Below are 12369 nucleotides of genomic sequence, written 5' to 3' on the forward strand. Positions count from 1 at the left end.
CAGCGGACTGCACGCAGTTCGAGTCGGTCGTGGACAAGCTCCGGATCCCGCGGCCGGGGTCTGGGCGTCCACGGCGGCTGCCGGACAGTGTCGCGGCGGACAAGGCGTACGGCAACCGCGTGATCCGCGGGTATCTGCGGCGTCGCGAGATCCGGCACGTGATCCCGGAAAAGAGTGATCACAAGGCCGCCCGCCGCAAGCGTGGTTCATGTGGCGGGCGGCCCGCGGGCTTCGACAAGGCCCGCTATCGAGGGCGTAACTCAGCCGAACGGGCGATCAACAAGTTGAAGCAGTTCAGGGCCGTGGCAACCCGTCATGACAAGCGCGGTTACGTCTATCTCGGCACTGTCACCGCCGCCGCGCTGCTCGTCCGGCTCAGGTCATGAATCCAGAAACGGCATGAGGATGGCCGCCAGGTGGGGGTGGGTCAGGATGTCGTAGTGGCTGGCATCGGGCAGGACGGCCAACTGGCCGCTGGAGCGGCCCGAACCGTCGAACCCGGCATCCTTCAGCCCGCCGCCGAGCAGAGCGAAGAACTCCACCATGTGCGCGGGACGAACGGCATCGGCGTCACCGAAAACCAGCAGGGTCGGCGCGGTGACCGCGGAAATATCGGCACTCCAGTCGTAGTCCCGCTGCAACAGCTCGGCCGTCTTGCCGACCAGCACGGACCAGTCCTGGGGCCTGGGCGCGAGCCGGGAGTAGGCCCCGTAGACCGGGGACTGCTTCATCGTGTCGGCGGCCTGGGCACTCATCTGGTCCATCGTCGCGACGACTTCCTGGTACCAGCCGTCCCGCCGGCAGGGCATGGAGACGACCATGAGCCGCCGCACCACCTGCGGGTGCTGAATCGCGACCCGCAGTGCGACGCCCCCACCCATGGACAGGCCGTTGACCTCTGCGTAGCTCATCGCATCACCTTTGGTCATGATCACTGCGGGGTAGACCGTAGCGGCCCGTGAAACTCATCGGTCACCCCACAGACAGCCCCTCACCAAGATCTTCATCGACCTTCCAGACCCATCCTTCGGACCCCCCGTAGGAGCGGAAAGCCGCTGGCCGCCGTGCACGGTGGCGCGGAGGACTTACGTAGTGGCTCACGGGAGCAGCGCGATGCGGGGAGGGTCGGGGGTGCCGGGCACACCTGGAGTCGCAGGCTGTTGCCGGCGGCGATGTCGATCAAGGTGGAGTTGCCGCCCGGGGTGCCCACCGGAGGCGGGGCCGGGGTCGTCCGTTCCTGCGCGGCGACCCAGGCCCCGCTGCCGCCGTCCCATTTCGGGGAGGCGATGGTGAGGAGCCGGACCCGCCTCGGTGCCGCACTCGAGGCAGAAGCGGTCAACGGGGCCACTGGCGCTCCAGCGGGCCGGCCGCCGGTCTTCCCGGCCGGGGGCGGTGGAGAGGTTGTCCGGGTAGAGCCCGCCCGGATCGTAGGCGCACGCGTTTTCGTGCGCGGGGCCGATCGTCTCCCAGTGGCTCCTGTCGTCCAGCCGGCCCCGAAGCTCCTTGTCCAGCTACGGGGGTTCGGAGCACCCGGTGGCCCGCTCCGGCGAGAACAGAGAACGTCCGGGAGGCAGTGGCCGTCCTGGACGATCGGCGGCTCGGGCGGTGCGTCGAGGCCATCGGTGACGGTGGCGGGCGAGCGCCAGAAGATCGCCGTCCTGGAGTGTGCCATCGAGCGGCCGAAAGGGCACCACAGAACCTCAAGGAGGCCCGCGCCGGACGGGCACGGAAAAGGGCTGCCGCGGGCGTACAGCCGGGCCACGGGCCGGAGGGATCCCGGCCGTCGAACCACGGACGGCCCGCTTGCGATCCGCTCCCAGGTCTCCAGGTCTTCCAGAAACCAGCTCGGGCGCCTCGGGGGGCGAGGCGCAGCCGTCCGGCGGCAGCGGCGCGGCTGCCGGCGCAGGAGCCGGATGCCGTCCGGGGCGTTGGTCCTCAGCGGCGCGCGGCGGTCGTGGGGTTCCCCGCAGGACAGCCACGTGGGCGGGCCACAGAAGCGGCCCGCCCACGTGGCTGTCGTGCGCGGACAGCGACCCGGCCGCATCCACGGGGGCCGGGTCGCCGTCCGCGCCGGCGGGGCCCGTTTGGTACAGCGCGCCCCCGCCGTGTACCCCGCTCGGTGCTGCGGCGACCGATCCGCCCGGCGCGCGGGCAGGCCGGGTGGAACAGCCTTCGGTGTGGACGCCGCGGCTCTCGTCGGCGGGCACCTCGGGCTGACCGGCCGGGCGGGGCACCCCTCCTGCGGGAGGGCCGCGTCACGCCTCGGCCCGGGTCACATCCGCTGGGCGAGCCGGTGGTACGCCTGGTTCCAGCGGAGACGGTCCTCGAAGTCATGGGCCGTCGTGGTGTCGTCGATCATCACCAGCTCGGTGCCGGCCATCTGCGCGAAGTCACGCAGTACGTCCGACCCCACCGTGGTGAGGACCGTGTGGTGCGGGCCGCCGGCCATCAGCCAGCACTCAGCCGATGTGGACAACGAAGGGCGCGGCTCCCACACCGCCCGCGCCACCGGCAGGCACGGCAGCGGCTCGTCCGGCAGGACGACATCGATGTCGTTGGCGACGAGCCGGAAGCGGTCGCCCATGTCGGCCAGACCGATCACCGTGGCGGGACCGGCGGCGGCGTCGAACACCAGGCGCACCGGGTCCTCACGCCGTCCGATCGACAGGGGGTGGATCTCGCAGGACGGCCGGGCGTCAGCGATCGAGGGGCAGACTTCGAGCATGTGGGCACCGAGGGTCTTGGGCGTGCCGGGCCCGAAGTGGTAGGTGTAGTCCTCCATGAACGAAGCCCGCGGTCCCATGGACTTCGCGGCGGCGAGCAGTGCGGAGGTCTTCCAGTCGCCCTCGCCGCCGAAGCCGTAGCCGTCGGCCATGAGGCGCTGGACGGCCAGGCCGGGAAGCTGGCGCAGTCCGCCGAGGTCCTCAAAGTTGGTGGTGAAGGCGCCGAAGCCGCCCTGCTCCAGGAACCGCCGCAGACCGGCCTCGATGGCGGCCGCATCGCGCAGCGACGAGTGGCGATCGCCGCCCCGCAGCAACTCCGGTGCCAGTCGGTAGAGTTCGGAGTACTCGCCGACGAGCTTGTCGATCTCGTCGGCGGTCACCGCGTCGACGAGATCGACGAGGTCGTTGACGCCGTAGGTGTTGACGCTGACGCCGAACCGGAGCTCCGCCTCCACCTTGTCGCCCTCGGTCACGGCCACGTCGCGCATGTTGTCGCCGAAGCGCGCCAGACGAAGGTTGCGCATGCGGTGGAAGCCGATGGCCGCCCGGACCCAGTCGTCGACCCGCCTGACGACCTCCGGATCGGACACATGGCCCACCACGGTCTTGCGGGCCACCCCGATGCGGGTCTGTATGTAGCCGAACTCCCGGTCGCCGTGGGCGGCCTGGTTGAGGTTCATGAAGTCCATGTCGATGGACGACCACGGCAGTTCCCGGTTGAGCTGGGTGTGCAGGTGCAGCAGCGGCTTGCGCAACGCGTCGAGCCCGGAGATCCACATCTTCGCGGGAGAGAAGGTGTGCATCCACGCGACCACCCCGACACAGTTCGGGTCGGTGTTGGCGGCCTCCAGTGTCCGCCTGATGGCGGAGGCCTCGGTCAGGACCGGCTTCCCCACGATGTCGGCGCCGATCCGCCCGGAATCGGCCAGCATCTCCTGGATCCTGGCCGACTGCTCCGCGACCTGGTTCAGGGTCTCGGCACCGTAGAGGTGCTGGCTTCCCGTCAGGAACCAGATCTGCGGCTTGGTTGTGGTGTTCATCGGTCTTCCCCTCGTGGGCTCACTGGCCGTAGACGTTCTGGTAGCGCTCGTAGAGCCGGTCCACGGCGGCCGCGTCGATGGCGTCCGGGGCACCGAGCTGGTGGGCGTAATGGACGGTGCGGGCCACGTCCTCGACCATGACGGCCGCCTTCACCGCCGCACGCGCGTCGCGGCCGACGGTGAAGGGGCCATGGCTGCGCATGAGGACGGCGGGCGAGCGGCTGTCGCGGAGGGTGTCCACGATGCCGCGCCCGATGGAGTCGTCGCCGATCAGCGCGAAGGGGCCGACCGGGACCTCGCCGCCGAACTCGTCGGCGATCATGGTCAGGACGCACGGGATGGGTTCGCCGCGCGCGGCCCAGGCGGTGGCGTACGGCGAGTGGGTGTGAACCACGCCGCCGACCTCGGGCATGTGCCGGTAGACGTACGCGTGGGCGGCGGTGTCCGAGGACGGCGCCAGGTCGCCCTCGACCAGGTTGCCGTGGAGGTCGGTCACGACCATGGAGTCCGCGCTGAGGTCGTCGTAGGACACGCCGGAGGGCTTGATGACCATGAGGTCCTCCCCCGGAACGCGGGCCGAGACGTTTCCGGCGGTCCAGATCACCAGCCCGTATCGCGTCAGTTCGCGATGCAGGCCAGCGACGGTCTGGCGGAGGTTCCTCACGCTGTCGGCGGCGTCCATCACTTCTCCTTCGATTCGATGGCGGAGCGGCGCATGGCGCGCAGTCTGCGCATGACGTCGTTGCCGCCCCGGCCGAAGTGGTCGTGCAGGGCGGTGTACTCGGCGAAGAGCCGGTCGTAGGCGGCGGCTTCCTCGGAGCGCGGTCGGTAGACGGCCCGGTCGACCGAGCCCATGGCGGTGGCGGCGGCCCGGACGTCGAGGTGCGCGCCCGCGGCCACGGCCGCGTGGAGCGCCGAACCGAGGGCCGGCCCCTGGGTGGAGCGGATGATCGACAGCGGCATGCCGAGGATGTCGGAGTAGAGCTGCATCAGGAACGGGTTGCGCACCAGGCCGCCGGCGATGATGACCTCATCGACGGGTACGCCCGCGGCGGTGAAGGTCTCCACGATCGTGCGCGTGCCGAACGCGGTGGCTTCGAGCAGTGCGCGGTAGACGTCCTCGGGCCGGGTGGAGAGGGTCTGCCCCAGAACCATCCCGGACAGTTCGTGGTCGACGAGCACCGAGCGGTTGCCGCTGTGCCAGTCGAGGGCGATCAGTCCGTGCTCACCGACCTGCTGGTTCGCCGCTAGTTCGGTGAGCAGTTCATGGACGGAGAGGCCGCGTTCCCGGGCCTGTACGTGGCAGCTCTCGGGGACCTGGTGCTCGATGTACCAGGCGAAGATGTCCCCCACGCCGCTCTGTCCGGCCTCGTAGCCCCACAGCCCGTCGACGATGCCGCCGTCGACCACGCCGCACATGCCGGGGACCTCGCGCAGGGTGTCGCCGTTGAGGACGTGGCAGGTGGAGGTGCCCATGATCGCGACCAGTTGACCGGGCTCCACGGCACCGGCCGCCGGTGCGGTGACGTGCGCGTCGACGTTTCCGACGGCGACCGCGATGCCCTGCGGCAGTCCGGTCCAGGCCGCGGCCTCGGCGCTCAGACCGCCGGCCCGGTCGCCGAGCCGGCCGATGGGCTGGTCCAGCTTCTCGGTCACGAAGTCGGCGAAGGCCGGGTTCAGTTCGGCGAGGAAGTCCGCGGCGGGGTACTCGCCGTCCTGGTGGATCCCCTTGTAACCGGCGCTGCAGGCGTTGCGTACGTACACCCCGGTGAGTCGCCAGGCGATCCAGTCGGCGGCCTCCACCCACCGCTCCATGGCCGAGTACACCTCGGGCGCCTCCTCCAGCAACTGCAGCGCCTTGGCGAACTCCCACTCCGAGGAGATCAGTCCTCCGTACCTCGGCAGCCACTTCTCCCCGCGCTCCCGCGCCAGGGCGTTGATCCGGTCGGCCTGCGGCTGGGCGGCGTGGTGGCGCCAGAGCTTGACGTACGCGTGCGGATCCCCGGCGAGTTCGGGCAGGTCGCACAGCGGGGTTCCGTCCCCGGTGGTCGGCACCATCGTGCAGGCGGTGAAGTCGGTCCCGATCCCGATCACCCGGGCTGGATCGACCCCGGCGTCCGCGATCGCGGCCGGTACGGCGATCCGCAGAACGTCGAGATAGTCCTCGGGAACCTGCAGTGCCCAGTCCGGCGGCAAGCTCTGGCCCGTCGCGGGAAGCGACCGGTCGATGACGCCGTGACGGTAGGCATGGACACCCGTGCCCAGCTCGGCCCCGTCCTGGACCCGCACCACTACGGCGCGTCCGGACAGCGTGCCGTAGTCGACACCGACTACGAGGGAGTCAGGTTCGTCGGCCATGAAGCCACCTTTGATCGTTCGCAGAAGGACACCCGAAGTGTTATCGCTAACAATCTGCGCGTCAAGACATGCGCCGACAGGAATGTCTTGGCATGTGAGCGTGCTCAGGCTGGAATCAGGAAGATCGACTGAGGGCTTGGCTCAGTCGCGCGGAGCCGCGACGCTCTCCCGCGGGATGAGCGTGGGGTTGAGCGTGCGCAGCGAGGGCCCCGACTCGCCCTCGATCCGGGCCAGCAGAAGGCTGAGAGTCTCGGTGGCCACCCCGTCGAAGTCGGGGCGCACCGTGGTCAGCGGGGGCGAGAAGAACTCGGCCTCGGGTACGTCGTCGAATCCGACGATGCTCACATCGCGAGGGACGCGACGGCCCCGCTCGGCCATGGCACGGATGGCTCCGAGGGCAAGGTGGTCATTGGCCGCGAACACCGCGGTCACATCCGGCATACGGGCCAGCATCTGGCCCGCGCGATAGCCGGAGGACGCACTCCAGTCCGCGGAACTGACGGGCGGGATCTCGGCGCCGGCCTCTTGCAGAGCACGCCGCCACCCGCGTGCCCGGCCCGCGGCGTCGAACCAGTCGGACGGGCCCGAGATGTGCCACACGGTCTGGTGCCCCGCCTCCAGCAGGTGCCGGGTGGCGGCGAAGGCGCCCGCCTCCTGGTCGACCGTGACCAGGGCTCCGCCCCGGCCGGGGTCCCCGTCGACGGCGACCAGGGGAACATCGGCCGGGATCTCCGCCAGCGCCTCGTCGGCGGAGGCGGTGGGGGCGATGACCACGATGCCGGCGACCCGCTGGTCGCGGTGGTGCTCCACCGCCGCGGCGATGGAGGAGCGGTCGAGGACGCGCACCCGCCGCACGCTCACCGCGAAGCCCTGGGCCGCGGCGGCCAGCTCGAAGGCGGCCAGCATGGAGGTGGGCCCGTACAGGGTCGAGTTCTGCGCCACCACGCCGATCTGTTGGGACCGGCCGGTCACCAGGGTGCGTGCGGCACGGTTGGGCCGGTACCCCAGCTCGGTGATGGCGGCACGCACTCTCAGCCGCGTCTGCTCCCGGACATTGGGATGCCCGTTGAGGACGCGGGAGACCGTCTGGTGGGAGACCCCGGCAAGCCGCGCCACATCCGTCATCGCCGGCTCGCGTACCCGGGCAGCCGCCGCGGTGTCCTCCACCTGCATCTCCTGACTCCGCCGTTTCTGCCTGCCCGACACCTGTGAGGGACCACGCAGGAACGCGGCACCTGAACCTTAACCAGGCTAGGGGGCCGACAGCCAGCGCACCCTCCCCGCGTCCGCCGCGATCCGGGCGCGGAACGCCCCGAGCCTCGTGAACATCAGGGGCTTCTCAATGATGAGCGCTAACATATCTCACCCTCTGCCCCGCCTTCAGGTGCGCAAAATCGCCGTAACGAAGGGGTTGACTGGGTAGATGTGAGCGTTCACTCTGATGCACCAGTGACTCCGGTCACGCGAAGCTCGCCACCCGAGTGGGCACAGTTGAGCACGGAGGAAGCAGTGTTGAAGAAGATCGCCACGGGTGTCAGCGTTCTGCTGCTCGCCACACTGACGGCGTGTGGTTCGGGCGGCACCTCGGCCAAGGACGGTGACAGCGGCGAGCTCACCATGGGCTTCGCCCAGGTCGGGGCCGAGAGCGGCTGGCGTACGGCCAACACCAAGTCCATCCAGCAGTCCGCGAAGACAGCGGGCATCGAGCTGAAGTTCTCCGATGCCCAGCAGAAGCAGGAGAACCAGATCAAGGCCATCCGCTCCTACATCCAGCAGAAGGTCGATGTCATCGCTTTCAGCCCGGTGGTGGAGACCGGCTGGGACGCGGTGCTGCTGGAGGCCAAGCGGGCCCGCATCCCCGTGATCCTGACCGACCGCGCGGTCGACTCCGACGACGACACCCTGTACGAGACGTTCCTCGGCTCCGACTTCGTCGAGGAGGGCGAGAAGGCCGGCGAGTGGCTGGTCCAGAACACCGAGGGCCCCGTCAACGTGGTGGAACTGCAGGGCACCACCGGCGCCGCGCCGGCCATCGACCGCAAGAAGGGCTTCGAGGAGAAGATCGCCGCGCGCCCCGGCATCAAGATCAAGGCCTCCCAGAGCGGCGACTTCACCCGCTCCGGCGGCAAGCAGGTCATGGAGGCCTTCCTGCGCTCCCACCCCGACGTCGACGTCGTCTACGCCCACAACGACGACATGGGCCTGGGTGCCATCGAAGCCATCAAGGCCGCCGGCAAGAAGCCCGGCAAGGACATCAAGATCATCACTGTTGACGCCGTCAAGGACGGGATGCAGGCGTTGGCCGACGGGGAGATCAACTACATCGTCGAATGCAACCCGCTCCTCGGCGACCAGCTCATGGAGCTCGCCAAGAAGGTCGTGGACGGCGAGAAGGTCCCCAAGCGGGTGGTCACCGAGGAGACCACCTTCACGCCCGAGCAGGCGAAGAAGGCGCTGCCCGACCGGCAGTACTGACCGACGAGCTCCGGTTCCTGCCACCGCGCCCCTCGTGCCGGTGGCAGGGACTGTACCCACGACGAAAGCACTGGTCATGACCGATCCCTCAGCGCTCACCGGCACCCCGGTGGTCGACATGCGCGACATCAGCGTCGAGTTCCCCGGCGTCAAAGCTCTCTCGGGCGTCGACTTCCGCCTGCTCCCCGGTGAAGTGCACGCCCTGATGGGCGAGAACGGGGCAGGCAAGTCCACCCTCATCAAGGCACTCACCGGCGTGCACCCTCCGACGACAGGCGTCATACACCTGCATGGCGAACCGGTCGCTTTCGACGCGCCCGGCCAAGCGCAGGATGCCGGGATCAGCACCGTTTACCAGGAGGTCAATCTCCTGCCCAACCTCTCGGTGGCGGAGAACATCCTGCTGGGCCGCGAGCCACGCCGGCTGGGACACATCGACGGACGGGCCATGCGCGCGCGGGCGAAGGAACTACTCACCCGCGTGGGGCTGTCCATCGACCCCGCCTCTCTTCTGGGCTCCCACCCGATCGCTGTGCAGCAACTCGTGGCGATCGCGAGGGCACTGGTCGTGGACGCACGCGTCCTGGTTCTGGACGAGCCCACCTCCAGCCTCGACGCCGACGAGGTCGCCGAGCTCTTCCGCATCGTGCGCGTGCTGCGCGACGACGGGGTCGCCATCCTTTTCGTCTCCCACTTCCTCGACCAGGTCTACGAGATCGCCGACCGCATGACCGTCCTGCGAAACGGCTCACTCGTCGGCGAATACCTGCCTTCCGAGATGAACCACATCGAACTCGTCGCAGCGATGCTCGGCCGCGAACTGGGAGTGCTGGAAGAGGTGCAACGGCGCTCGGAAGCTCGCACTCCCGGCACCGCGCCGCTCCTCACTGCCGTCGCCCTGGGCCGCACGGGAGCGATCGACCCCGTCGACCTGGAGATCCACGCCGGGGAGGTCGTCGGTCTGGCCGGTCTGCTCGGCTCGGGCCGCACCGAACTGGCCCGCATGCTCTTCGGCGCGGACCGCGCGCATACCGGAACTCTCACGTTCAACGGCAGGGAACACCGCCCCCGCGGCCCCCGGGCGATGATCGCCCAGGGCGTGGCTTTCTGCTCCGAGGACCGCAAGGCCGAAGGGGTCGTCGCCGATCTCAGTATCCGCGACAACCTCGTGCTCGCCCTGCAGGCCACCCGGGGGTGGGCACGCCCCATCCCGCGGCGCACCTCCGACGCTCTGGTGAGGGAGTACATAGAGAAGCTGGACATCCGTCCTGCCGACCCCGACGCCATCATGAGCACCCTTTCCGGCGGAAACCAGCAGAAGGTGCTGCTCGCACGCTGGCTAGTCACCAGGCCCCGGCTGCTCATCCTCGACGAACCCACCCGGGGCATCGACATCGGCGCCAAGGCGCACATTCAGAAAGTCGTGGCCGACCTCGCGGCCGAGGGCATGGCGGTGCTGTTCATCTCCGCCGAACTGGAAGAAGTGGTACGCGTGTCCGACCGGGTCGTCGTCCTGCGCGATCGGCGCAAAGTGGCCGAACTCACCGGGCAGGACGTCTCGGTGGACAAGATCATGTCTGTCATCGCCGCTCCGAGCGACCACCGCACCACGGCGGTGGCCTCATGACGCGCTCGCGGCTGCTGTGGCCGCTCGTCGCCCTCGTCGCACTGCTCGTCCTCAACATCGCCGTCGAGCCCTCCTTCGTGGAACTCCGGATCCAGGACGGGCACCTCTTCGGCAGCATGATCGACATCCTCCGCAACGGAGCACCGACCCTCCTGATCGCCGTCGGTATGACGCTGGTCATCGCCACTCGGGGCATCGACCTGTCCGTGGGAGCCGTCGCCGCCATCGCCGGCGCGATCGCCTGCACCTACATATCCGGCGGCGGGAACGCGGCGACCGCGGTCCTGCTGGCTCTGAGCGTGTGCGTCCTGCTCGGGCTGTGGAATGGCTTCCTGGTCTCCGTCCTCGGAATCCAGCCGATCATCGCCACCCTGGTCCTGATGACAGCGGGCCGCGGCGGCGCCATGCTGCTCACCGAGGGCCAGATCGTCACCGTCAAGGATCCGCTCTACCGGCAGATCGGCTCAGGCTTCCTCGTACTGCCGATCGCGATCCTGATCAGCCTCGCCGTCCTGACCGCTGTCGCCCTCATCACCCGCCGAACCGCGTTGGGCATGCTCATCGAAGCCGTGGGGATCAATCCCAAGGCGGGCGAGCTCGCGGGCGTACGCTCCCGCACGATCATCTGGACGGTCTACGTCTTCGCCGGTCTGTGCGCGGGAGTCGCGGGCCTGATGATCAGCTCCAACGTGAACGCCGCAGACGCCAACAACGCCGGTCTGTGGATCGAGATGGACGCCATCCTCGCTGTCGTCATCGGGGGCACCTCGCTGGCCGGAGGAAGGTACTCCCTCGCCGGGACCATGCTGGGCGCTCTCGTGATCCAGACGCTGACCACCACCGTCTACACCATCGGTGTCCCGACCAACGTCACTCTGATCTTCAAGGCCGTCGTCGTGATCGCCGTCTGCCTGCTCCAGTCGCCCCGGACGACGAGGATGCTCCGCGCACGCCGTAAGACCGCCGTTCCTACGTCCCGCTCCCAGGAGGTGGCCGCCGGATGAGTACCTTGGCTCTTTCCTCCGCGCGCTTTCCCCAGCGTTTCCTGCCCGTGGTCGCCACCTTCGCGGTGTTCGTGGTCACCTTCGGAGCCGGGTCGGTCCGCTACGAGAACTTCGCGTCGGGGCAGGTGGTCGCGAACCTGTTCGTCGACAACTCCTTCCTCATCGTCCTCGCGGTGGGCATGACCTTCGTCATCCTGACCGGCGGCATCGACCTCTCGGTCGGCGCGGTCGCCGCCCTCTCGACCATGATCGCCGCGGCCACCCTCAACGCGGGCTGGCCTCCGCTGCTTTCGATCATCACGGTCCTCGCATCCGGCGCCACCCTGGGTCTGCTCATGGGTCTGGTCATCCACCACTTCGAAGTCCAGCCCTTCATCGTCACGCTGGCAGGCATGTTCCTGGCCCGCGGGCTGTGCTTCCTCATCAGTGTCGAGTCGGTCTCCATCACCGAGCCCGCGTTCCGTGAGTTCGCGAGCGGGGCCATCACGCTGCCGGGCGACATCACCCTGACCTACAGCGTCGTGATCGCGCTGGCCGTGGTCCTGGCCGCCCTGTACGTCCTGCACCTGACGCGCTTCGGCCGGACCGTCTACGCGGTGGGCGGCAGTGAGTCCTCGGCCCGCCTGATGGGCCTGTCCACCAGCCGGGCCAAGGTAGGCGTCTATGTGGTGAGCGGCTTCTGCTCCGCGCTGGGCGGCCTGCTCTTCAGCCTCTACATGCTCTCCGGCTACGGTCTGCACGCCGTCGGCATGGAACTCGACGTCATCGCCGCCGTCGTCATCGGAGGGACGCTCCTCGCGGGCGGGACCGGTTACCTGGTGGGTTCGGTGGTGGGGGTGCTGGTCCTCGGCACCGTACAGTCGTTGATCTCCTTCGAGGGCACGCTCAGTTCCTGGTGGACGAAGATCGTCATCGGCGCTCTCCTGCTGGCCTTCATCGTGCTCCAGCGTCTGATCGTCCGCCGGCGGGCCTGAGCGTCACCAACGACGGCCCTCCGCCGCCGCGGCCGGTTCCTCGGTGACCTGCGCCGGGCGTCGCGTGCGTCATGTGCGGACGCGTACCGCGCGCCCGGAACGCGGGTGATGCGCACGCGACCGGTCATCACTCGTGCGCGGAGGGCCGCCCCGTCCGTACCCGCGGCG

Annotated in this window: 9 protein-coding genes and 1 pseudogene; 5 read left to right on the forward strand and 5 right to left on the reverse strand. The window is 69.2% G+C overall.

What is annotated here, in order from left to right; translation table 11 throughout:
- Positions 1 to 5: 5 nt before the first annotated feature.
- Positions 6 to 386, forward strand: a pseudogene (locus tag ACK8N7_RS03255) (transposase); the annotation flags it as partial.
- Here the strand turns inward: ACK8N7_RS03255 and ACK8N7_RS03260 are convergent.
- The 5 genes from ACK8N7_RS03260 to ACK8N7_RS03280 form a co-directional block, all read right to left on the reverse strand.
- On the reverse strand, positions 381 to 911 hold the full coding sequence (locus ACK8N7_RS03260) for an alpha/beta fold hydrolase (protein ID WP_500440806.1): 531 nt from the start codon (positions 909 to 911) through the stop codon (positions 381 to 383). The pseudogene ACK8N7_RS03255 and the gene ACK8N7_RS03260 overlap by 6 nt on opposite strands.
- Positions 912 to 2272: 1361 nt before the next feature.
- Positions 2273 to 3763 carry an L-arabinose isomerase gene (gene araA / locus ACK8N7_RS03265; RefSeq protein ID WP_500440808.1) on the reverse strand — a complete coding sequence of 497 codons (1491 nt, stop codon included), beginning with the start codon at positions 3761 to 3763 and terminating at the stop codon, positions 2273 to 2275.
- Positions 3764 to 3782: 19 nt separating this feature from the next.
- Positions 3783 to 4445, reverse strand: a complete 663-nt coding sequence (locus ACK8N7_RS03270) for an L-ribulose-5-phosphate 4-epimerase (protein ID WP_500440810.1) — start codon at positions 4443 to 4445, stop codon at positions 3783 to 3785.
- Complete coding sequence (araB, locus tag ACK8N7_RS03275; RefSeq protein WP_500440812.1) at positions 4445 to 6121, reverse strand: ribulokinase; 1677 nt, start codon at positions 6119 to 6121, stop codon at positions 4445 to 4447. The genes ACK8N7_RS03270 and araB overlap by 1 nt, the downstream gene beginning before the upstream one ends.
- Before the next feature lie 141 nt (positions 6122 to 6262).
- Positions 6263 to 7294 (reverse strand): LacI family DNA-binding transcriptional regulator, encoded by a 1032-nt coding sequence (locus tag ACK8N7_RS03280; protein WP_352242310.1) that lies wholly within the window; start codon positions 7292 to 7294, stop codon positions 6263 to 6265.
- A gap of 336 nt (positions 7295 to 7630) precedes the next feature.
- Here ACK8N7_RS03280 and ACK8N7_RS03285 point away from each other — a divergent pair, with 336 nt between their 5' ends.
- The 4 genes from ACK8N7_RS03285 (at position 7631) to yjfF (ending at position 12201) form a co-directional block, all read left to right on the forward strand.
- Entirely contained in the window at positions 7631 to 8596 is a 966-nt protein-coding gene (locus ACK8N7_RS03285; protein WP_500440814.1) for an ABC transporter substrate-binding protein, read from the forward strand.
- A gap of 76 nt (positions 8597 to 8672) precedes the next feature.
- A complete protein-coding gene (locus ACK8N7_RS03290) occupies positions 8673 to 10223 on the forward strand; it encodes a sugar ABC transporter ATP-binding protein (protein WP_500440816.1) in 1551 nt (516 codons plus the stop codon).
- Entirely contained in the window at positions 10220 to 11227 is a 1008-nt protein-coding gene (locus tag ACK8N7_RS03295) for an ABC transporter permease (RefSeq protein ID WP_500440818.1), read from the forward strand. Before ACK8N7_RS03290 ends, ACK8N7_RS03295 begins: the two co-directional genes overlap by 4 nt.
- Positions 11224 to 12201, forward strand: coding sequence for a galactofuranose ABC transporter, permease protein YjfF (gene yjfF / locus ACK8N7_RS03300; RefSeq protein ID WP_500440820.1), 978 nt, complete (start codon positions 11224 to 11226; stop codon positions 12199 to 12201). The genes ACK8N7_RS03295 and yjfF overlap by 4 nt, the downstream gene beginning before the upstream one ends.
- Positions 12202 to 12369: the final 168 nt, after the last annotated feature.

It is taken from the genome of Streptomyces griseobrunneus, assembly GCF_046713465.1.
Lineage (GTDB): Bacteria > Actinomycetota > Actinomycetes > Streptomycetales > Streptomycetaceae > Streptomyces > Streptomyces microflavus.

Bases quoted from the DNA above. Each gene is read 5' to 3' on its own strand.
- ACK8N7_RS03260 (WP_500440806.1), bottom strand. From the start codon at position 911: ATGAGCTACGCAGAGGTCAACGGCCTGTCCATGGGTGGGGGCGTCGCA.
- araA (WP_500440808.1), bottom strand. From the start codon at position 3,763: ATGAACACCACAACCAAGCCGCAGATCTGGTTCCTGACGGGAAGCCAG.
- ACK8N7_RS03270 (WP_500440810.1), bottom strand. From the start codon at position 4,445: ATGGACGCCGCCGACAGCGTGAGGAACCTCCGCCAGACCGTCGCTGGC.
- araB (WP_500440812.1), bottom strand. From the start codon at position 6,121: ATGGCCGACGAACCTGACTCCCTCGTAGTCGGTGTCGACTACGGCACG.
- ACK8N7_RS03280 (WP_352242310.1), bottom strand. From the start codon at position 7,294: ATGCAGGTGGAGGACACCGCGGCGGCTGCCCGGGTACGCGAGCCGGCG.
- ACK8N7_RS03290 (WP_500440816.1), top strand. From the start codon at position 8,673: ATGACCGATCCCTCAGCGCTCACCGGCACCCCGGTGGTCGACATGCGC.
- ACK8N7_RS03295 (WP_500440818.1), top strand. From the start codon at position 10,220: ATGACGCGCTCGCGGCTGCTGTGGCCGCTCGTCGCCCTCGTCGCACTG.
- yjfF (WP_500440820.1), top strand. From the start codon at position 11,224: ATGAGTACCTTGGCTCTTTCCTCCGCGCGCTTTCCCCAGCGTTTCCTG.